The sequence below is a fragment of the Bradyrhizobium acaciae genome (assembly GCF_020889785.1).
GTDB classification, from domain to species: Bacteria; Pseudomonadota; Alphaproteobacteria; order Rhizobiales; family Xanthobacteraceae; genus Bradyrhizobium; species Bradyrhizobium acaciae.
The window spans coordinates 1-20,778 of record NZ_JACMYK010000126.1 but is presented as its reverse complement, the minus strand read 5'-3'; the positions used below and the strand labels follow the sequence as shown (position 1 = coordinate 20,778).

Annotated in this window: 22 protein-coding genes; 11 read left to right on the top strand and 11 right to left on the bottom strand. The window is 64.0% G+C overall.

Annotated features, from left to right (window positions below; genetic code table 11):
* Nucleotides 1-885: glycoside hydrolase family 26 protein (locus H8A92_RS31945; protein ID WP_229199404.1), on the top strand; the 885-nt coding region annotated here is incomplete at its 5' end.
* Between the two features lie 78 nt (nt 886-963).
* Here H8A92_RS31945 and H8A92_RS31940 read toward each other — a convergent pair.
* Nucleotides 964-2,052 (bottom strand): radical SAM protein, encoded by a 1,089-nt coding sequence (locus H8A92_RS31940; RefSeq protein WP_229199403.1) that lies wholly within the window; start codon nt 2,050-2,052, stop codon nt 964-966.
* Between the two features lie 401 nt (nt 2,053-2,453).
* On the opposite strand from H8A92_RS31940, the gene H8A92_RS31935 reads away from it, so the two are divergent.
* Both H8A92_RS31935 and H8A92_RS31930 read left to right on the top strand, forming a co-directional pair.
* Nucleotides 2,454-3,449 carry a glycosyltransferase family 2 protein gene (locus H8A92_RS31935; protein ID WP_229199402.1) on the top strand — a complete coding sequence of 332 codons (996 nt, stop codon included), beginning with the start codon at nt 2,454-2,456 and terminating at the stop codon, nt 3,447-3,449.
* A complete protein-coding gene (locus H8A92_RS31930; RefSeq protein ID WP_229199401.1) occupies nt 3,446-4,759 on the top strand; it encodes an O-antigen ligase family protein in 1,314 nt (437 codons plus the stop codon). The genes H8A92_RS31935 and H8A92_RS31930 overlap by 4 nt, the downstream gene beginning before the upstream one ends.
* On the opposite strand, the gene H8A92_RS31925 is transcribed toward H8A92_RS31930, so the two are convergent.
* Nucleotides 4,756-5,847 (bottom strand): glycosyltransferase family protein, encoded by a 1,092-nt coding sequence (locus H8A92_RS31925; protein WP_229199400.1) that lies wholly within the window; start codon nt 5,845-5,847, stop codon nt 4,756-4,758. The two genes, H8A92_RS31930 and H8A92_RS31925, sit on opposite strands and share 4 nt — an antisense overlap.
* Nucleotides 5,848-6,053: 206 nt before the next feature.
* On the opposite strand from H8A92_RS31925, the gene H8A92_RS31920 reads away from it, so the two are divergent.
* Together H8A92_RS31920 and H8A92_RS31915 are read left to right on the top strand one after the other, a co-directional pair.
* The gene (locus H8A92_RS31920; RefSeq protein ID WP_229199399.1) at nt 6,054-7,001 is read left to right on the top strand and encodes a cupin-like domain-containing protein; all 948 of its coding nucleotides are present in this window, start codon (nt 6,054-6,056) and stop codon (nt 6,999-7,001) included.
* 27 nt (nt 7,002-7,028) lie between these two features.
* Nucleotides 7,029-8,219 (top strand): GNAT family N-acetyltransferase, encoded by a 1,191-nt coding sequence (locus H8A92_RS31915; RefSeq protein ID WP_229199398.1) that lies wholly within the window; start codon nt 7,029-7,031, stop codon nt 8,217-8,219.
* 23 nt (nt 8,220-8,242) lie between these two features.
* On the opposite strand, the gene H8A92_RS31910 is transcribed toward H8A92_RS31915, so the two are convergent.
* The 4 genes from H8A92_RS31910 to H8A92_RS31895 all read right to left on the bottom strand — a co-directional run bounded on the left by H8A92_RS31910 (nt 8,243) and on the right by H8A92_RS31895 (nt 12,502).
* On the bottom strand, nt 8,243-9,190 hold the full coding sequence (locus tag H8A92_RS31910) for a DUF5996 family protein (RefSeq protein WP_229199397.1): 948 nt from the start codon (nt 9,188-9,190) through the stop codon (nt 8,243-8,245).
* A 61-nt stretch (nt 9,191-9,251) separates the two neighbouring features.
* Nucleotides 9,252-10,868, bottom strand: coding sequence for a B12-binding domain-containing radical SAM protein (locus tag H8A92_RS31905; RefSeq protein ID WP_229199396.1), 1,617 nt, complete (start codon nt 10,866-10,868; stop codon nt 9,252-9,254).
* Between the two features lie 245 nt (nt 10,869-11,113).
* Nucleotides 11,114-11,713, bottom strand: coding sequence for an NAD(P)H:quinone oxidoreductase (gene wrbA / locus H8A92_RS31900; RefSeq protein ID WP_163152983.1), 600 nt, complete (start codon nt 11,711-11,713; stop codon nt 11,114-11,116).
* 90 nt (nt 11,714-11,803) lie between these two features.
* Entirely contained in the window at nt 11,804-12,502 is a 699-nt protein-coding gene (locus tag H8A92_RS31895; protein ID WP_229199395.1) for a pirin family protein, read from the bottom strand.
* Between the two features lie 125 nt (nt 12,503-12,627).
* Here H8A92_RS31895 and H8A92_RS31890 point away from each other — a divergent pair, with 125 nt between their 5' ends.
* Together H8A92_RS31890 and H8A92_RS31885 are read left to right on the top strand one after the other, a co-directional pair.
* Complete coding sequence (locus H8A92_RS31890; RefSeq protein WP_229199394.1) at nt 12,628-13,542, top strand: LysR family transcriptional regulator; 915 nt, start codon at nt 12,628-12,630, stop codon at nt 13,540-13,542.
* 279 nt (nt 13,543-13,821) lie between these two features.
* Nucleotides 13,822-14,181, top strand: coding sequence for a hypothetical protein (locus H8A92_RS31885; protein WP_229199393.1), 360 nt, complete (start codon nt 13,822-13,824; stop codon nt 14,179-14,181).
* 7 nt (nt 14,182-14,188) lie between these two features.
* Here H8A92_RS31885 and H8A92_RS31880 read toward each other — a convergent pair whose 3' ends face one another.
* The 4 genes from H8A92_RS31880 to H8A92_RS31865 are packed head-to-tail and all read right to left on the bottom strand — an operon-like array spanning nt 14,189 to nt 17,177.
* Nucleotides 14,189-14,656 (bottom strand): YbaK/EbsC family protein, encoded by a 468-nt coding sequence (locus H8A92_RS31880; RefSeq protein WP_229199392.1) that lies wholly within the window; start codon nt 14,654-14,656, stop codon nt 14,189-14,191.
* Between the two features lie 17 nt (nt 14,657-14,673).
* Nucleotides 14,674-15,417, bottom strand: a complete 744-nt coding sequence (locus H8A92_RS31875) for a haloacid dehalogenase type II (protein ID WP_229199391.1) — start codon at nt 15,415-15,417, stop codon at nt 14,674-14,676.
* Entirely contained in the window at nt 15,414-16,256 is an 843-nt protein-coding gene (locus H8A92_RS31870) for a dienelactone hydrolase family protein (RefSeq protein ID WP_229199390.1), read from the bottom strand. Before H8A92_RS31870 ends, H8A92_RS31875 begins: the two co-directional genes overlap by 4 nt.
* A gap of 36 nt (nt 16,257-16,292) precedes the next feature.
* Entirely contained in the window at nt 16,293-17,177 is an 885-nt protein-coding gene (locus H8A92_RS31865) for an amidohydrolase family protein (protein ID WP_229199389.1), read from the bottom strand.
* Between the two features lie 435 nt (nt 17,178-17,612).
* Here H8A92_RS31865 and ykgO point away from each other — a divergent pair, with 435 nt between their 5' ends.
* Both ykgO and H8A92_RS31855 read left to right on the top strand, forming a co-directional pair.
* A complete protein-coding gene (ykgO, locus tag H8A92_RS31860; RefSeq protein ID WP_002718645.1) occupies nt 17,613-17,738 on the top strand; it encodes a type B 50S ribosomal protein L36 in 126 nt (41 codons plus the stop codon).
* Nucleotides 17,739-17,834: 96 nt separating this feature from the next.
* Nucleotides 17,835-18,506, top strand: a complete 672-nt coding sequence (locus H8A92_RS31855) for a tetratricopeptide repeat protein (RefSeq protein WP_229199388.1) — start codon at nt 17,835-17,837, stop codon at nt 18,504-18,506.
* A 96-nt stretch (nt 18,507-18,602) separates the two neighbouring features.
* On the opposite strand, the gene H8A92_RS31850 is transcribed toward H8A92_RS31855, so the two are convergent.
* Nucleotides 18,603-18,779 (bottom strand): hypothetical protein, encoded by a 177-nt coding sequence (locus H8A92_RS31850; RefSeq protein WP_167350153.1) that lies wholly within the window; start codon nt 18,777-18,779, stop codon nt 18,603-18,605.
* Between the two features lie 367 nt (nt 18,780-19,146).
* Between H8A92_RS31850 and H8A92_RS31845 the strand changes: the two genes are divergently transcribed.
* Together H8A92_RS31845 and H8A92_RS31840 are read left to right on the top strand one after the other, a co-directional pair.
* Nucleotides 19,147-20,133: an alpha/beta fold hydrolase gene (locus H8A92_RS31845; protein WP_229199387.1), complete on the top strand. Its 987-nt coding sequence runs from the start codon at nt 19,147-19,149 to the stop codon at nt 20,131-20,133.
* Nucleotides 20,134-20,215: 82 nt separating this feature from the next.
* Nucleotides 20,216-20,778 (top strand): thiamine pyrophosphate-binding protein (locus tag H8A92_RS31840; protein ID WP_249795539.1); only part of this gene is annotated, 563 nt, incomplete at its 3' end.

Genomic DNA, 20,778 nt, shown 5'->3' with positions numbered 1-20,778 from the left:
GCACCGGCAGCCCGGTCGCGGCTCGGCGCGAATTCCGCGCGATTCGCCGGCGCCTTCGTCAACTGGGGTGAGACCGGCCGCGAGCACGTGCTGCAAGGCTGGGAGAAGTGGCTCAACCGGCCGCGCTCGTCGGTGCTCGGCGTCGACTTCTACGGCCAGAACAGCTGGGACGACTTTCACAAGCTGGACTGGGTGCCCGGGCTCTGGAAGCAGCTCAATCCGGCGCGCAACGTGGTCTGGTCGGTGCCGCTCACTATCACCGGAACGCCGCTCGCCGATGTCGCGGGCGGGCTGCATGACGCCGAGTTCGAAGCGGCCGCGCGCGCGATCGGAGACGCACATCCCAAGGCGATCATTCGCCTCGGCTGGGAGATGAACATCTCCAATATGGGCTGGTTCGCCAAAGGACATGAGGACGACTACATCAAGGCGTTCCGCCATGTGGTCGCGATCTTTCGCGGTCGCTCGGAAAGCTTCAGGTTCGACTGGTGTCCGGGCTGGGGACTTCAGGATATGCCGGCCGACGCCGCCTATCCCGGCGATGATGTCGTCGACACCGTCGGTCTCGATGTCTACGACTTCAAATCGGATGCCAGCGCGGCGGAGCGTTGGACCAATTCCTATCTCAAGGCACCGTTCGGCCTGGAGTGGCAGCGCGCGTTCGCGGCGAGCCATGGCAAGCTGATGAGCTATCCGGAGTGGGGCGTCGGCCAGTCCGGCGACAATGCATTCTTCGTGCAGCAGATGTACGACTGGTTCGCCGCAAATCAGGCAGCGATCGCCTATGCCGCCTATTTCGATGTCGATGGCCTGTGGCCGACGCAAATCGACAACGGTCAGTTTCCGCAAGCCGCCAGCCTGTTCCAAAAATTGTTCGCGGGCTGACCGGGCGCGCCTATCCGCTCAAGCAAAAGCCCGGCCTGTCCTCCGACTGACCGGGCTTAGTCAGTACTCGTTGCCGCGTCAGGCGGCCTTGGTGTTGGTCAGCAGCGTCAGGCCCATCTTCAGCTTGTCCTGCAGCGTGCGCTGGGCGAGGCAGGTGAACAGGCACAGCTTGTCGCAAGCAATGGTCTCCTTGCGGCGGGCCTGCGCTTCCTCGCTGTACCAGATCTCGCGTGCGGTCTGGGTGCGCACGTTGCCGATCGGCTTGAAAAACCAGCACACTTCGAGGCGGCCGTCGGAGCGGATGAAGTAGTTCCGCATGCCGACGCGGCAGGGCATCACTTCCTTCGGCGCCTTCTCGCGGCGGAAATGGTTCGGCCAGGCGCGCAGCACGGCCTCACCGTTGAGGATCGGCGCGCCCGCATGCTTCAAGCGCAACAGCTCGTCGCGCACCTTGATCAGATCGTCCATCTCGCGCTCACCGATCCACAGCTCGTCCTCGACCTCCTGGGTGCCCTGCTCGACGGGCTGGAAGCTCAGCGCGGTGGCGCCGATCTCCTGGATCCAGTCGACCATTTCGGGCAGACGGCGGAAGTTCAGCCTGTGCACGACCGGCTTGATGATGATCGGAAAGTCCAGGCCTTCGGCGCGGCGCTGCTCGGCGACATTGCGGATGCCCTGCACGATGTCGGTCAGCGAGTTCTCGACGCCGCGCGAGTAGTTGTGAATCGTGGGGTCGGTGGAGTCGATCGAGATGTTGATGTTGAACGGATGCGCCGCGACGGTCTGCGCCACGACCTTCCTGTTGAGATAGGCTCCGCCATTGGTGGTGACGCCCCAGTGGATGTCGTTGTCGCGGCAGAACCGCAGCAGGTCGAGAAAGCCCTTCTTGATGTAGGGCTCGCCGCCGGCGAATTCGACATGATAAGCCCCGATGAATTCCTTCAGGCTCGCGAGGGCGCGCTGCCACTCCGGGATCGTCATCTCGTCGCGATAGTTCGGACGGCGCCAGTAGTCGCAGTAGCGGCATTTGTAATTGCAGCGTTCGACCACCTCCGCGAAGATCGCGGCCGGGCGGGTGACGTCGCGTCCGGTGCGCAAATAGAGCTCTTCCGAGAGGGCGTTGCGGACATGCTTGGTGCCGAGCGAGACGAGATCGAGCGCTTTCAAGGTGAACCTCAGTCTTTTTATGTTGCTGCGATCGGATCGACGGATGATTTATGGGTCGATCAGCAAATTGGATGCCAGCCCGGACGCGCAGCTTGTGTCACGCGTGCGCGAGGGCTCTTAACCCTAAGGGTTCGCTAACGGCGCGGCCGCGATCGCGGGGCGCCGCTCCCGCGCGCCCGTCATTCCAGCAAAATCACTTCGCTGGACTTCAAATTAACCTTGCGACGAAGTTGCGCTAACGCGCCTCTCGCCTGGAGCGGATTTTGCCATGAGGTCGCCGTAACGTTCGTGCCGCGACCGTATTGCCGCCTGTGTCGGTCACTTTGGGACGGCCATGTCCCATTCCGATCCGTGCCGGGATGATGCGTCTTGCGGATCGCGATTGCCAGGAGGGCATGGAGATGTCGACCGAGCTTGCTGTAGCCGACCGCGCCTGGGTCACGACGTCACCCGCGCTCGATTGCTCCATTGAGACCGTCATCTGCATTCCGAGCTTCCGTCGGCCGAAGCACCTGCGGCTGACGCTGGAGTCCATCGCGGCGCAGCGCACCCAACGCAGCTTCGCGATCGTCGTGGTCGAAAACGATGCTGCGCATTGCGAGAGCGCGCCGGTCGCGGCCGAGTTTCTCAATTCCGGCAAGCTGCGCGGCGTCTGCATCGTCGAGCCCCGGCAAGGCAATTGCCGGGCGATCAACGCGGCGTTCGAGACGGCGCTCGAGACATTCCCGAACGCCCAAAATTTCCTGATGATCGACGACGACGAGGTCGCCTCGCAGGATTGGCTGGAGCGGATGGTGCAGGCGACCGAGACCACCGGTGCCGAGATCATCGGCGGGCCGGTGTGGCCTGACTTCGATGACAAGCACAAGGGCGGTCTCAAGCGTCATCCGGCATTCGCGCCGGCCTATCATGCCAGCGGTCCCGTCCCCGTGATCTATGGCTGCGGCAACTGCCTCATCCGCCGCGCCGCGTTCGAGCGGCTCGGACAGCCCGCCTTCGACCTGCGCTTCAACTTCCTCGGCGGCGGCGATCACGACTTCTTCGCGCGGGCACGCCGTGCGGGCTTCCGCTTCTTCTGGGTGACGGACGCCGTGATCAGCGAGACGGTTCCCTCGGCCCGCACTAAGCTCGGCTGGATCGTGCGGCGCGGCTTGCGGATCGGCGCGATCAACTATCACATCGAGCGCAAGGCGGCGCAGACGATGTGGTCGCGCGTGGCCGTGAAAGCCAAGATGTTCGGCCTGGTGCCGTTCTCGCTGTATCGCTTTACGCGGATCGTGCTGCGCGAGCATCAGGCCGTGATCGCGATGCACCCGATGGTGGTCGCCGTCGGCAGTGCGCTGGCGGTGCTCGGCATCGAGCCGCAGCCTTATGCGGCGTCCAAGATCGCGTCGTGAGCGATTTGTCAATCACCACTGATAGCCGGGCGTTGCTTGCCGACATCGCGCGCCGGCCGGTGATGGACATCGTCCGCTGCGCGCTCTTCATCGGCATCCTGCTTCTGGTCTGGATTTCGCTGCGCCCGTTCGAAGATCTGAGCGGCTTCCATGTCGGCGATGTCGTCTCCGGCAAGGACGCGGTTCTCTATGGCCTGTTCGGCGTGCTGATGGTCGCGATGCTGGCGCTGACCCTGCGGGACAATCTGCCGGCGCTGCAATCGCTGCTGACGCCGGCGTTCCTGCTGTTTGCGGGCTGGATCTGCGTCACCGTCGTGCTGTCGTCCGATCCGGCGACCTCGCTGCGGCGCCTGGCGCTGTCGGTGTTCGTCATCGTGGTGACGGCAACGCTGCTGCTGCTGCCGAAGTCGCAAGGCGAGTTGATGCGCTGGTTCGGCATTGCCGCGCTGGTCCTGCTCGTCACCTGCTATCTCGGCGTTTTCCTGGCGCCGCATCTGTCGATCCATCAGGCGACCGATCCGCAGGAGCCGGCGCTCGTCGGCAATTGGCGCGGTGTGTTCGGCCACAAGAACGTTGCCGCGGCGATGATGGCGATGCTGATCTTCGTCGGCATCTATTTGATGCGGGCCGGCGGCTGGCTCTCCGGCATCGCCGTGACCGGGCTCGCCGCGGTCTTCCTGTTCTTCACGGCCGGCAAGAGCGCGATCGTGCTCTGCGTCGCCGTGCTGATGCTGACGTCGCTGATGCCGGTGATGCGCTCGTGCTTGGGCCGCGCGCTGCTGTTGCTGACCCCGCTGCTGCTGCTCAATCTGTTCAGCGTCGGCACTGTGATGAGCGACACGCTGGCTGCGATCGCCGACCGGATGCCGATCGACACCTCCTTTACCGGCCGCGCCGACATCTGGGCCTTCGCGCTCGAATCGCTGCACCAGCGCTTGTGGACCGGCTACGGCTTCGAATCGTTCTGGGGCACCAGCGCGATCCAGAATCTGCAGGAAGGCAAGGAGTGGGCGGGCTACGCCGCGCACAGCCACAACGGCTATCTCGATACTGCGCTCGGGACCGGCCTGCCGGGTCTCGTGCTGCTGATCGCGGCAATCGTCATCAAGCCGCTGCGCGATTTCCAGGCCGCGGATCTCGGCGGCAACGACACGCCGCTGACGCTGCTGTTCCTGCGCATCTGGTTGTTCGGCCTTTATCTGTCGTCGATGGAGAGCTTCTTCCTCGATCGTGCAGATACCATCTGGGTGACGTTCCTGATCGGGGTGTTCGGGCTGCATTATCTCGCCCGGTTCCGGATACGGAGCTAGAGCTGCGCGCGGACCGCGTTGGCGACGTCCGTCCACCAGCCGTCGAAATCGAACGGGATGGGCGCGGTCCGACGCTTCAGCGCCCTGACGATCCGGTCGGCATATCCAGCACTGTCGGCGTCGCGCGGCACCAGCAGGATGGCGCCGCGGTCGATCAATTCCTTGAAGCGCGGGTGATGGTCGAACTCGTCCGGCAATGCCGGGCCGGTAACGATCAGCGGCTGGCCGGACTGTACGCAGGCCAGGATACTGGAGCGCCGCGCGGTCAGGCCTTCGTCGAGCGAGTAGCAGAACACGTCGATCTCGCCGAGCAGGCCGAACACCTCGTGATCGGAGGCGATATAGCCGGAGACGATGACGTCGCCCTTCAACCCCAGCTCGGCGACGCGGGCATAGAACTTCTGCTCGATGTTGTCGGTGCCGCGGATGAAGGAGCCGACATAGACGATCAACGGCTGCAGGCCCCGCTGCTTCAGGATCGCGCCGATCTCAAGCAATCCATTCGGCTGTTTGCCCGGATAGATCGAGCCGAAATGCCCGACGATGAGCTGGCCATTGCCGCGTGCCGCGACGAGCCGATGCAGCAGCATCGAATCCGCGAAGCCGGCGGGCGCCGCGATGTTCGGCGGCAGCGGCGCGAGCACGCATTTTCGGACCATGCCGCGCATGATTGAATCGTCGGCGAGCTCGCGACGCACCAGCGGCGAGAACATCACGATGGTATTGGCAAGCCACAGCGCCGGCATATAGGTCAGCCGGCGGATGCCGTTGAGGCCGGCCCATTCGTGCTGGATCAGGATGACCTTCCGACGGCGGAGCCGGGCGAAGAGAAGGGCGAGCAAGGGCCGCGCGATCACGCGCTTCCAGGCCACGATCGGGAAGTTGCAGACCACGCTGTCGGCGCCGCCGACGGCGCGCCAGATCTCGGCGATCGTGCCGTCGGTCTGTGTCAGGGTTAACGCCGTGCCGGCACCGGGCTCGATCTTCTCGATCGTCTCCTGCAACAGGCGCGTGAATTGCCCGACGCCGCAGTGCATCTTTGACCCGGCGCCAAGGAACAGCGCACGATATCGGGGTTTTTCACTCATCGTGCTCAGATGGTCTTGGCTGCTTGTTCTGGCGACCGGTTCCGGAGACGTCGCGGTTAGCCATATCGGCGAGACATTAGCTTTGGGTAACCCGGCGCGCATACGCGACGGCATCGTTCTTGCCAATTCCTGCTCAAGAGCAGCCCGCTCGTCCCGGAACGGGACATCGGATGAAGCGAAACGGCGCAGCTGCCAGGAGCGCGACCATGACGACAGGCAGGATCTTCACGAATTGGGATGACAATCATTCCAGGCTCTGGAGCCGTCAGCCGATCCGGCTTGAGCACACCATGCACAAGCAGCCGGCGTTTTCGATGGACGATCTCGCCAGGCTGATCGAGCACTATCCGCGCGAGCATTGCAGCCTGGTCAAGACCGGCGCCAAGGGATCGAGCCGCGTCTGGCGCGAGGGCGAGATCGGCAGGCTGCGCGGCCATCAGGTGATCGAGGCAATTTCGCGCGGCGGCCTGTGGCTGAACCTGCGTAACGTCACCGCGGTCGATCGCCGCTACCGCGACATGATCGAGCAGATGTTCGGCGAGATCGCGGCCAAGGTCCCGGGTTTCGACGCGCCGACCCATCAGGCCGGCATCCTGATTTCATCGCCCGACGCGCAAGTCTACTACCACGCCGATCTGCCGGGGCAGGGCCTGGTCCAGATCGCCGGTCGCAAGCGGGTGTACATCTATCCCAACACGCAGCCGTTCATCCGGCCCGAGCATCTGGAGAACATCGCGCTGTTCGACGTCGAGGTCGATATCCCCTACGAGCCCTGGTACGACTGGCACGCGCAGGTGATCGATCTCGAGCCCGGCCAGATGCTGAACTGGCCGCTCAATGCGCCGCACCGTGTCGAGAACCTCGACGCCGTCAACATCTCGATGACGATCTCCTATGTGAACGACGACATCCGTCGTGCCCAGATCCTGCATCTCGCCAACGGCATGCTGCGTCATCGTTTCGGCTACGCGCCGCGCGGCCGCAGCATCCGCGGTCCGACCTTCTTCGCCAAGCAGGTGATGCAAAAGCTGCTGCGCGACGGCAAGTGGGTGAAGCGCGAACGCGCGGTGCGCCGCCCGATCGACTTCCGTCTCGACGAGAGCGATCTCGGCAAGATCGTCGATCTGCCCAAGGCGGCGCTGGAAGCGGCGTAAGCGAACTTGCCGGGTGCAGGTACTGACATGACCGTCTTGACGACAGCGGTTGAGAAATTCGGGGCACGGGCCGCGTCCTATGCGGTCGGCTATCGCGTCGAGCTGGTTTCCGATTGGGCGCAGGCTGTCGCCCGCTGGGGCGCATTCGAGCCGCTCACCGCGTTCCAGCATCCGCAATGGTATGCGTCATGGTATCGGGCCTTCGCGTCGACCGACGGCGTTTCGCCGCTGATCGCCATCGTCAGCGATGCCGCGACCGGCGAGCGGGCTGCGTTGCTGCCGCTGATCTGTCACCGACAGGGCGGCCTCCGCATCGTCGAGTTCGCCGACCTCAATCTCACCGACTTCAACGCGCCGTTGCTCGGCCCCGCCGCACCGCGCGACGACGTCACTGCATGGCAGTTCTGGCGCCATCTGCAGGCCGCGCTGCGCAAGGTGCACGGCGGAGCCGATCTGGTTCGCTTTCGCAAGATGCCGGCCAGGCTCGCAGGGCGATCCAATCCGCTGGCGCTGCTCGATGGCATCGGGCCGTCGGTGGTCAACGGCAATTTGCTGACCGTCGGCGATGACTACAATGCGTGGCGCTACCAGCTGGACCGCAAGGTTCGCAAGGAGCTGGGACGGAGCTGGCGCGTGTTCACGCGTGAGCGGACCGCGGCCTTCAAGATTGCTGCCGATACCGACCAGGCGCTGGATCTTCTGTCCATCACGGAGGTGCAGCAGGGAGCCCGGCTGAACGGCCTTGGGCTCAACTACGTGCTCGACGACCCGGACTGCACCGCCTTCTATCGCGACCTCGTGCGCGAAGGCGCCGATCGCGGTTATGCCGTCGTGACCGCGTTGACCACACGCGACGAGGTGGTGGCGACGCTGCTCGGCGTTCGTGCCGGCTCACGCTACGTCATGCTCCGCATCAGCAATGCCGGTGAAAAATGGTCGGCGTGCTCGCCGGGCCGACTGATCATCGATCGCACCATCGAGGCGCTGCACGAGGACGGTGTACGCGAGTTCGATTTCTCGATCGGCAATTACAGCTACAAGCGGCGGTTCGGATCGCAGCGTACGCCGCTGGTCGATCTCAGTGCGCCCTTGAGCTGGCGCGGGCAGCCTCATGCGCTGCGGGATCGCGCCGTGCTGGCGCTGCGTCACTATCCAAAGCTCACCGCGCGACTGAAGCGGGCGCTGGGCAAGGCGTCGCCGTCGCGCGAAGAGGATTGAGCTATGCGCTCGGTGCGCCGGCGCTACGTCGCCCTGACCACGCCCGGCCGGCCCGGCGCGCATTCAAGGGCGTCACGGTTCCAGTTCGCGTTGATGGCTGCGGCCTCGTAACTCGATTGCAGGAAATCGAGCAGCGCCTTGTCGGGGTCGGCAGCCATGCGCACAGCATCATAGGGCAGGATGAATTCGCCGAGCGCCTCGCTGAAGAACGCCGCGCCAGGGCGGGCCGGCGTGCTGCGATAGCCCGGTGGCTCCGGATAGGCGTAGGAATAGAATGCCGGATAATCGATCGCGCCGCCGCCCGGCCAGAAGCCCGCGCTGCTCACCTCGTGCGAATAGGCTTCGTGCGCCACCGCGTCGGGCAGATGCGGCACGCCGCCGGGATGCTGCGGTGCTGCGCGGCCGGAGAAACGCGTGACCGCAAGATCGAAGCTGCCCCAGAAAAAATGCACCGGGCTGGCCTTGCCGAGAAAGCCGGTCCGGAATTGCTTGAACACGCGGTCGCAGTTCACAAGGATCTGGTGAAAACGGCGCACGGCGTCCGCATCGTAGGCGGCATGCTGCGTATCCTGTGAAAACCGGATCGGGTCGGCGACTTCGTTCGGCATCTCGTCGATGACGATTTCGACGCCGAGCTCGTTCAGGTCGGCCATGATCGCTGAGTAGAAGCTCGCGACCGATTGCTCGGCCAGCGCGAATTGCCGCTCGGTGCCGTCGCTGGTCGAGATGCGAAGCAAATGATCGATGAAGTCGAAGTCGATCTGGAATGTGCGGTCGCCATCGGGGATCGGCGAGGTCGTCAGTCCGCGCGCCGTGACATAGAGCGTGACGTGCCAGGAGTGATTGAGCCAAGGCGATTTCGCCAGCCGGATCTTGCCGGCGATCTGGGTGAACAGCTGGAGCGTGGCGCAGCTGTCGCGCCACGCTTCGGTCGGCAGTTCCGGCCATCGGGTCTTCGCAGGGGTATTCATGGCAAACCTCTCGGCTGCGGGATGTTATCTTGACGGCCAAGCGCACTAACGCGCTTTGCCGTCAAACCGCATGTAGGTCAGTTCGCGGCACAAGCTCCGTGGCCCTCACCGACGGCATATCGTCGAGCGCGGCAATCCGGCGGTCAATCTCACGGATTACGTGTTTCGAGAATGGCCCGAAATGCAAGTATAGCGCCATCAACATCACGATGTAACGCAGCGCGCCTGGATTGGACTTGGCGACCTCGACGAAGGTCTTCCAGAACGGCTCGCGAACCTCCGGCAGGGCACGCATGATCGTGTGCACGCCCTCGATGCCGCCAAGCCTCTTACGGATGTCGCCATCCGGCAGGTCGCGGCGCCGGTCGGACCGGTCGAGCATGGCGGCGAGCCGCAACAGCCGCCCTGCATAGGCCGTCGGGCTATACACGTGCCCGAGCACGGCCTTGTAGTCCTCGAGGATGTCGCGAAGCGGACGTATCGTGTCGAAATTGCAGCCGAGCGTGCACTGGTCGCCCGCCTGCTCGACCTTCATGAGATCGTGGCCTTCGTGCAGGCGGCCTTCCTTCGCCAGCCGCCGCGTCAGCTGCGTGCCGGGCAGCGCATAGAGCAGTCCAACCATCGAGACTGGAATGCTCGCCTCCTCGATGAAGTCGATCATCGCTTGGCTCATCGAGGCCTTCTCGGTATCGAACCCGACGATGAAGCCCGCGGTGACGAACATGCCGTAGCTATAGATCTTGTGAATGCATTCGGCGATGTTGCGCCGGGTGTTCTGCTTCTTCTTCATCTGCACAAGGGTCTCGGGATCCGGGCTCTCAATGCCGACGAAAATCCCGAAGAAGTTCGCGTCCTTCATCGCCTGCAACAGCTCGCTGTCGTCAGCGATATTGATCGAGGCTTCTGTGGAGAACTCGAACGGATAATCTCGCTCCTCGAGCCAGGCTTTGAGCTGCGGCAGCAGGATGCGGAGGTTTTTCTTGTTGCCGATGAAGTTGTCGTCGACGAAATCGACATGTCCGCGATAACCGTGATCGTAGAGCGCTTGCAACTCAGCGAGAATCTGATCGGGGGTCTTGGTGCGCGGCACGCGACCGTACAGCTCGATGATATCGCAGAACTCGCAGGTGAACGGGCAGCCGCGCGAATATTGCACGCCGATGAAGAGATAGTGGTCGAACTTGATCAGGTCATAGCGGGGCATTGGGCTTAGCGTGACGTCGATCTTGAATTTCTCGGCGACGAACACGCCCTTGCGCTCACCGCTTTCCCAGGCGCTCACAAATTGCTGGATGATTTGCTCGGCTTCGCCGATCACCTGGAAGTCCGCGTCGGCGTAGAGATGCGGGCTGGAGGAGACGTCAGGTCCGCCGACGCATACCGGCTTGCCGTGCTGGTGAACGAGATCGATCAGGTGGAGAAAATCGGGCTGCTGGTTGAGCATGCCGCCGATCATGACGAGATCGGCCGAGTCGAGATCGGCGTCCGTCAAAGACTCGGTGTTACGATTGACGAGGCGAATGTCCCAATGCTTCGGTAGCATGGCGGCGACTGTGATCAGTCCAAGTGGCGCCGCCGGATACTTCGCACCGACGAGTTCACAAGCTTCCGTATAGTTCCAGAAGGAGTCCTGAACGAACTTCGGGTAGATCATTAGGACGCGACAGGGAACCGTCATGTTGCTCCGGCCTGGATATTGACGGTCACGATGACACGCAGCTTGCCACGGCTCAAGGGCCCGATTCGCGGCCAATTGTCAGGCGGTCTTGGTTATAGAGCCCATTGCGTCGCTTATCGGGTTTCTTGGCCTCTCTCCTGGCCTCTCTTGGCGTCCGAGCAGCGAGAGCTCTCGCGCCGCTGTTCGAGAACAACATTGCGACTAAGGTAGGGGCGGCAATCGCGAACGAGGGCCGCCCCATCGCATCAGCCGTGCAGCTTCTTGGCCGTCTCCGCGATTGCGCGGCCCTGATAGCGGGCGCCGGCGAGCTCGTTCTCGCTGGGCTGGCGGCTGCCGTCGCCGCCGGTGATGGTGGTTGCGCCGTAGGGCGCACCGCCGGTGACCTCGTCGAGCTTCATCTGTCCGGCGAAGCCGTAATTCAAACCGACCACCGTCATGCCGAAATGAAGGAGGTTGGTGATGATCGAGAACAGCGTGGTCTCCTGGCCGCCATGCTGGGTCGCGCTCGAGGTGAAGGCGCCGCCGACCTTGCCGTTCAGCGCGCCCCTGGCCCAGAGGCCGCCGGCCTGGTCGAGGAAGTTGGCCATCTGCGAGGACATGCGGCCGAAGCGGGTGCCGGTGCCGACGATAACAGCGTCGTAATTGGCGAGATCGTCAATCTTGGCAATCGGGGCCGCCTGGTCGAGCTTGTAATACGACGCCTTGGCGACTTCGGCCGGAACCAGCTCGGGCACGCGCTTGATGTCGACAGTGGCGCCGGCTTCGCGCGCGCCTTCCGCAACGGCATTCGCCATCGCTTCGATGTGACCGTAGGCGGAATAATACAGAACGAGAACCTTGGCCATGATGGCCTCCATTTGGGTTGGGTAGGTAGGGACGTTTCGGGGGAGGGGCATGCGCGGACAGCTGTCCGCGCATGCAGGGGTGAGAGGTGATCAGGCCGCGTCGACCAGCACGAGTTCGGTATCCTCGAGCGCGGTGATCTTCAGCTTGGCCTCATCGCGGATCGCGGCGCCGTCGCGTGCGTTGACGCGCACGCCGTTGACCTCGATGCTGCCGGCCGCCGGCACCAGATAGAGGTGACGGGCCTTGTCGGCGGAATATTCCGCGCTCTCGCCGGCTTTCAGCGTCGTGGCGAGCACCCGCGCATTGGCACGGATCGGCAGCGCGTCCTTGTCGCCGTCGATACCGGAGGCGATGGTGACGAGCTTGCCCGAGCGGTCCGCCTTCGGGAACGGCTTCGACCCCCAGGTCGGCTGGCCGCCCCTGGTGGTCGGCTCGATCCAGATCTGGAAGATCTTGGTCTTCGACGGTTCCAGATTGTACTCAGAGTGACGGATGCCGCTACCGGCACTCATCACCTGCACGTCGCCGGCTTCGGTACGTCCCTTGTTGCCGAGCGAGTCCTGATGCGTGATCGCGCCTTCGCGAACATAGGTGATGATCTCCATGTTGGCGTGCGGATGCGCCGGGAAGCCGGAGTTGGGCGCGATCTCGTCGTCGTTCCACACCCGCAGCGCGCCGTGGCTGACATTGGCGGGATCGTAGTAGCTCGCGAACGAGAAGTGGTGCTTGGCCTTCAGCCAGCCGTGGTCGGCGCCGCCGAGAGTTGCGAATGGTTTCAGCTCGATCATGGGTAACTCCGTTTGATGCGTTGGTTTCGATCTCGTTGACCCCTGGATATGCCGCCGGCTGTGGTATAGAAATAGAAACTATTGAAACTCATTGTTTCCAAATTGAACCATCAGGATAGCTGCCCATGTCGAAATTGCCGGACTTCGAGGCGCTCGCGATTTTCGCGAAAGTCGTGGAATTACGGTCGTTTGCGGCGGCCGCGACCGAGCTCTCGCTGTCCAAGGCGACAGTGTCGAAGGCGGTCAGCCGGCTCGAGGAGCGGCTCGGTGCGCGGCTGTTCAATCGCACCTCCCGTCGTTTGGCGCTGACCGATGCCGGCCAGAAATTGTCGGAGCGCGCCGCGCGGCTTTTGGCTGATGGCGAAGCCGCCGAGAACGAGGCGCTGGCGCAATCGACCACGCCGCGCGGCCTAGTGCGGCTCGCGGTGCCGATGAGCTTCGGCATCAAGACAGTGGCGCCGCTGCTGCCGGAATTCATGGAGGCCTATCCGGAAGTCGCGATCGATCTGCATCTGAGCGATGCGACGGTCGATTTGATCGGTGAGGGCTTTGACGCCGGCCTGCGCATCGCGCGGCTGCCGGATTCCTCGCTGATCGCGCGGCGGCTGTGCGGCATGCCGCGCTACACGGTGGCGGCGCCGTCCTACCTGAAGCGTTACGGCCGGCCGACCCATCCGATGCATCTCGCAGAGCACAAATGCTTCGGCTACGCCTATCTCTCGACCCAGGGCGTCTGGCACTACACCAACGCGTCGGGCGAGCAGGCGAGCGTGCGTCCCGCCGGCCAGCTGCGGGTCAACAATGGCGAGGCTGTGATGCCGGCGCTGCTTGCCGGGCTCGGCATCGCCGATCTGCCCGACTTCATCGTCGGCGACGCGATCGCGCGCGGCGAGGTCGAGGTGATCCTGAAGGGCTGGAAGCAGCCAGAGGGCGCCGTGCATCTCGTCACCCCGCCCGGCGGCCCGCGGCCCGCCCGCGTCGAGGTGCTGGCGGATTTCCTCGCCGGCCATTTCGCCAGGGGAAAGAAGCGATCCGTGTAGGATGGGCAAAGCGAAGCGTGCCCACCATCCTCGGGGATACTCGACGTCATGCCGCAATATCGACGCGCAGAGATCGAAGGCAGCATTTACTTCTTTACCGTCGTTGTCGCGGATTGATCGAGGACCGATGCCAGGAACTTGGTTCCAGCACGATCGGTCTTCACATTTAGTTGTCCGTGTGAACGATCCTTGGCCGCATTCATTTGCGAGGTTGAAGCAAATCGCCGCGCAGAACTTGCGCGTGCGCGGATCAATTCAAATCGAACAAGGGCACTGGGCATGCAGACGCAGCGGATTGTGCTGAGCTTGGCGATCGCGATCGGCGGCGTTGGCGTTATGGCGCCTGCGTCGTCGCAGGAATATCGCGGAACATGGGAACAGCAGATGGCGTGCACGCCTGATGTGATGCGCCTGTGCAGCGATCAGATTCCCGACACCAACCGGATCGTCGCCTGCCTGCGGCAGAACACGGCGCTGCTTGGCAGCTCCTGCCGTGCGGTATTCGAGTCGAATGCGCAACAACAGGCGCAGACGCAGGGGCGCGCACCCCAACCGCAGACGATGCAGCGGCCGCGCGCGCCGCAGCACGTGCAGCCGGCCCCGGTTGCGCCGCGACCGCCCGCTGACGATGAGGATTAGCTAGCGCCTAGGGCCGGACTTCGCAGACGTCGACCCATTCGGCGGCGGTCAGCTCCGCCATCCTGTCGGGCGTGATGCGCACCGCGCTGTGGGTCGAGCCGGCGGCCGGCACAACGACGTCGAATGCCTTCAGCGATACGTCGCAATAGACCGGCAGCGGCGTCTTGAGCCCGAACGGGCAGACGCCGCCGACCTCGTGGCCGGTGATGTCGGCAACCTCGTCGAGGCCGAGCATCTTCGGCTTGCCGCCGAACGCCGCCTTCACCTTCTTGTTGTCCATTCGCGACGTGCCGGCCGCGACGATCAGCACTACGCGGTCGCCGACCCGCAGGCTCAGCGTCTTGGCGATCCGCGCCGGCTCGACGCCATAGGCCTCCGCGGCCAGCACGACGGTCGCGGAGCTCACAGCGGATTCGATCACTGAGATTTCGGGCGCCTTCTCGGCGAAGAAGGCGCGGACGGAGGCGAGACTCATATATTCAGGACCCTTGCTTAGGATCTGGCAGACACCAGGGCAGGAAGTTCGGAGAGGCCGTGGACCCGGTGATCGGGCACGACGCCGAGCTCGTCCATCTGGGTACGCAGCGCCTTGAACATCGTCAATGGGGCGACCGTTTCGCTTTCGACGCAGGCCAGCGCCATCGCCTCCGGCGTCACCCGTTCGATCCATGCGACATTGAGTCCAAACGCCTTGGCGCCGCAGGCGTCCCACGGATTGGACGAGATGAACAGCACCTCCGCGGGCGGCACTTTCAGCACCTCCCCGATCAGCGAGTAGGCCTCGGGCGCCGGCTTGAACGCCTTGTGGGCATCGACGCTGATGGTTGCATCGAGCAGGCGGTCGAGCCCCGAATTGCGCACCAGCGCGTTCAGCATGTCCGGGCTGCCGTTGGAGAGGATCGCGAGCTTCTTGTCCTTCATCGCCTCGAGCGCGGCGACCGCATCCGGATACAGCGCAAGATGCCGATACTTGTCGATGATGCGGGCGAAGGTCGCCTCGTCATATTGCAGGCCGAGGCAGCGTAGCGTGTAGGCGAGGGAGTCGCGGGTGACGGCAGCGAAATCCTGGTAGCGCCGCATCAGCGAGCGCAGCCAGGAATATTCAAGCTGCTTGATGCGCCAGACCTGCGTGATGATGTCGCCATAGCCGGGGAACGCATCCTCGGTGATTTCGGCCACCGAATGGACGTCATAGAGCGTGCCATAGGCGTCGAAGACGATTGCTTTGATTGTCATCGTGGTCTCTCTTGCCGGCCGATCGTCGAATACAGGAATTTCCTGAGTGCGTCGACGGATTGGTCCCGTGCCGACTCGTTGAATTCGACGTGATGACCGAGCAGCATCTGCGGCGTGTGGAAAGACGGCACGTCGAAATCGTGGTAGGCGCCAGGATAGACTGTGATCGCGATCGGAATCCCGTTGTCCTTGTCGCGCGCCATGCCCCAGTCGTCGCGGCCTTCGGCAAGGTTGCGGCACGCGTTCGCGGGCGCCCAGTCGTCGAGCTCGCCGATCAGGATCAGCGTCGGCACCGTCATGCTGCCCTTGACCCCGCCGCACGGCGGATAGAAACCGATTGCAGCGCGGAATTTATCCTTCGAGGAACGTTCGATCTGACCGCGCTCGACCGCGAGCAGCGCCAGCGTCGCGCCCTGGGAAAATCCCAGCACCGCCACCCGGCTTGGGTCGACCGATGGCTGTCCGACAAGATAGTTCAGTGCGCGATACGCATCATACAACGTCGACAGCGGCAGTCCGTCGGTGCAGGCACTGGGGATGTCGCGTGTTCCGAAGCGGTCGATCGTCAGCGCGACATAGCCCCATTCGGCGAGCCGCTTGCCCCAGCGCTCGTCGATCCCCCGCCAGCCGCCGCCGCAACCGTGCAGCAGCACAACCGCGGGCGAGGGGCCGGGACCGTCAGGCAATCGCAGGTAACCCTGCAACGCTTGCGGTCCCGCCAGCGGGCTTTCGAATTCGACGAGGCGCGGCGCAATTTCGGCTGCCGGCGCAGGGGGCCAGCCTGTAGCGCAGAGGATGAGCGCGGCGAGAGGGGCGGCAAGTCCGGTGAAGTTCGTCATGAACCACCTCCGAAGCTTGCCGCCGATGATACTCTCTTAGATACCCAAAATCTTCCGCGCGTTGGCCTTCAGGACCTTGGGGCGGATCTCCTCGCGGATGTCGAGCTTGGCGAAGTCGGCGAGCCAGCGGTCGGGTGTGATGACCGGCCAGTCGGAGCCGAACAGCATCTTGTCCTGCAGGATCGAGTTGATGTAGCGCACCAGGATCGGCGGGAAGTATTTCGGCGACCAGCCGGACAGGTCGATATAGACGTTCGGCTTGTGGGTCGCGACCGACAGCGCCTCTTCCTGCCAGGGGAAGGAGGGATGCGCGAGGATGATCTTGAGGTCGGGAAAGTCTGCCGCGACGTCGTCCATGTACATCGGGTTGGAGTATTTCAGCCGCATCCCCATGCCGCCGGGCATGCCCGAGCCGACGCCGGTCTGGCCGGTGTGGAACAGCGCGATCGCGCCGCCCTCGTTGATCGCTTCATAGAGCGGATAGGCCATGCGGTCGTTGGCGTAGAAGCCCTGCATCGTCGGATGGAATTTGAAGCCGCGGACGCCGTACTCCTCGATCAGCTTGCGCGCCTCGCGGACGCCGAGCTTGCCCTTGTGCGGATCGATCGAGACGAACGGGATCAGCACGTCGAGATGATCGGAGGCGATCTCCAGCATCTCCTCGTTCTTGTAGCGGCGGAAGCCGGTCTCGCGTTCGGCATCGACCGGGAAGATCACCGCGGCGATGTTCTTGGACCGGTAGTAGGCCGCGGTCTCCGGCACGGTCGGCGGATGCTTGTGCGGCGACTTGAAATAGTCGGCCATCTGCGCCTGGAAATCGTCATAGCCGTCGTCGCCGTGCATGCCGCACGGCTCCTCGGCGTGGGTGTGGATGTCGATCGCGACGACCTTTTCGATGTCGGGCAGTTTGAGCTTGGGCATTCGGTTTCCCCGGCGGAGCGTTTGTTGGTGATGGAAAATAATTATACTATATAACGATCTTCGCAAGCGATCTGGCGCTGAAGGCGCCTGAAAGCCGCGCGGCGCCATTCGGCGCGAGGGACCGCGGGGACGATTCGCCGGCGGTGGAACCATCATCCGGGCGCGATAGCGCGGCGGGACCTGCTACGGATCAGCGCCACGATCGCCGTTTCCGGAGCGATCTCAATATCCTGGCGGGTCGGTCGGTGCAGGTTCCTGGCCGCGATATGCCCGAAAATCGGCCCGGCTCGGTTGACATTTATCGGTTCGATGGCTTAGAACCCGGCCCGTCCCGGGCGGCAGGCTGCATGTCGGGATAAATCCCATTTTGCCAGTTATTGGCATTGATCAGGTACGGCCTCCAACACGGGCCTTTCGAAGTAACAGGATTGTCCCATGAAGGTCCGTAACTCGTTGAAGTCGCTGCGCGGCCGCCATCGCAACAACCGTTTGGTCCGCCGCAAGGGGCGCGTCTACGTGATCAACAAGGTCCAGCGCCGCTTCAAGGCGCGCCAGGGTTGATTGAGCGCGGATCGGCGGCTGATTCCGATCCATCCTTCACAGGTCTTTGACGCCGCGCTGCTTTGCAGTGCGGCTTTGTGCGTCTAGACTTCGGCCATGGGATTGAATTTCCTTCGGCCTACTCACCGCCGGCTGGCGATCCTGATCGCTGCGCTTCTGGCCGGACCTATCGTGACTTTGCCTGTCGCGGCCGCCGCGCAGGACGATCCGCGGGTGGTCCCACCGCCCAAGGCCCAGAAAAAGCTGCCGGAAGCTCCGACCAAGCTGCCGAAGGTTCCGGCCGACCGCACCCGCGGGCTGGATTTTCTGTTCGGTGCGCTGAAGGCCGCGCCCGATGAGGACAGCGCCCGTCACGTGGAGGCGCGGATTTGGGCGCTCTGGCTGCAAACCCCGAGCGACACCGCGGCGCTCCTGATGGTGCGCGCCAAGGCCGCGCTCGACGCCCAGAATGTCGATGTCGCACTGAAGCTTCTGGATGCGGTGATCAAGCTGCGGCCCGACTATGTCGAGGCCTGGAACCGGCGCGCAACGATCTACTACCTCAAGAACGACTATGTCCGCTCGCTGGGAGACCTGCAGCAGGTGCTGACGCGCGAGCCCCGCCATTTCGGCGCGCTGGCGGGTGTCGGTATGATCATGCAGGATATGGGCGACGAAAAGCGTGCACTGGACGCCTTCCGCAAGGCGCTGGCGGTCGATCCCTACCTCGAGAAGGTGCCGCAGATCGTCAAGCAGCTGACCGAGAAGGTCGAGGGCCGCGACATCTGATTGCATGCGATTGATCGCGATCGCGGTCCGATGGACGCGAGTGGGCACGTGGCTCGCGAGCCAAGGCTTGCTCGCGATACGGTCCGGTCGAGGGGACTAGTGCAGGAACTTGCCGCGGGAGGCGCTGTCCTGGGCGATGGCAGCATAGAATTGCTGAAGCTCCGCCTCCAGGTGCTCATTCACGAGCAACAGTGCCTTCAGGGCGCCGCGCAGGTCGCCGTTGCAGCTCGCCACGATCTGGTCGATGGCCGCATCGCTAGGGTCGGAAATCATGGTACTCCTCCGATTACTTCCCGTTGAACTCGTCGTGCGGACGCGGGTTCCCGTGAATCTCGTGTACAACCCAGAAATCCGGTAGCGTCCCGGCTTCGATGAAGCCTCGCGTCTGATGGCGAAATTGCCACCGGCAATCTATGAAATTACTAATAACGCAGGTATGAACCCGCTATCCACAGGCTGGGCGCGCTGTGGACAACTCCGCGCCTGGACGCGAGCCGGAAAATCGACAATTGGCTTTCCGAACAAGAGCATGCCTGGGCAGGGGCCCAGTCCGGTATCGGGCGAAACCTGACTTCGGCTACCTCGTAATTTTCGGGTGGCCAAGATCCTTCGGATACCCAAGACCGTTCGGACCCCCTCGATGTTGACCGCGATCATCGCGCTGTTGGCTGCAGGCCTGGCGCTGGCGCTGGCGACACAGCTCGGCGTCCAGTTGATCCAGCGCGCTTGTCCGCCCGACGGCCGCGTGATCGAGGTGTCGGGCGCGCGGCTGCACGTGGTCGAGCTCGGCCCACGCGATGCGGCAGGGCCGCCGATCGTGATGCTGCATGGCGCAAGCTCCAACCTCCGGGCGATGCAGCCGCTCGGCGGCGAGCTTGCCAAGACGCGCCGGGTGATCCTGATCGATCGGCCGGGCCATGGCTGGAGCACGCGCAAGCGCGTCGCGGATTCGAGCCCCGCGGTCCAGGGCGAGATGATCGTGGAGGCGCTGACCAAAATCGGCGCCGACCGGGCGATCGTGGTGGCGCATTCGTGGGCCGGCGCGCTCGCCCTGCGCATTGCGCTCGATCATCCCGATCGCGTCGCGGGCCTCATGCTGCTTGCCCCCGTCGCCTATCCGTGGCGCGGCGGCGCCGGTCGCTACAATGACGTGATCTCGACGCCTCTGATCGGACCGTTGCTCGCGCACACGATCACGCTGCCGCTCGGTCTCCTCGTCGCCAATTCGGGTGCGCGCGGCGTGTTCGCGCCGCAGCCGATGCCGGCCGATTTTGTCCGCGACAGCGAGACGCTGCTGTTGCTGCGCCCGCGCGAGTTCATCGCCAATGCGCGCGACCTCGTGACGCTGAAAGCCGCCGTCGTCGAGCAGGCTCCGCGCTATGCGGAGATCAAGGCGCCGGCCACGATCATATCGGGAGACGTCGACAAGACGGTCTCGACCGGCATCCATTCGCGGCCGCTCGCGGCCACGGCGCCGAATGCCAAGCTCATCGTGCTGCCTGACGTCGGCCACATGGTGCAGTACGTCGCGCCCGATCTCGTGGTGTCCGAGATCGAGGCGATGGCCGACAGGTTGGTCCAACCGACGACGGCAACAATGGACAAGACCGCGCCCGCGAATCTGTGATCCGGTAAGGCTTGCGCGGCTCCATCGCGCCGAACATCATGCGGTCCGCGCGGTTCTCCGATTTCATCAAAGGACACCTCCCATGCGGATCGACAACATCGCCGACCTCGTCGCTGAAACCCTTGCCCAGGCCGGTGTGAAGCGCATTTACGGTGTCGTCGGCGACAGTCTCAACGGCCTGACCGAGGCCTTGCGCAAGCGCGGCACGATCGACTGGCTGCACGTGCGCCACGAGGAGGTGGCGGCCTTCGCAGCCGCCGCCGAATCCCAGATCACGGGCGATCTTGCGGTGTGCGCGGGCTCCTGCGGCCCGGGCAATCTGCATCTCATCAACGGCCTGTTCGACGCGCATCGCAGCCGCACGCCGGTGCTGGCGATCGCGGCACAGATTCCCTCCGCGGAGATCGGCGGCGGCTATTTCCAGGAGACCCATCCGCAGGACCTGTTCCGCGAATGCAGCCATTATTGCGAGCTGGTGTCCGATCCGGCGCAACTGCCCTACATGCTGGAGAATGCGATCCGGGCCGCGGTCGGCAAGCGCGGCGTTGCCGTCTTGGTGCTGCCGGGCGACGTCGCGATGCGGCCGGCGCCGAAGCGCGACATCGCGCCGAATGCCGGCCTGCTGCCGCCGGCGCCGGTGGTGCG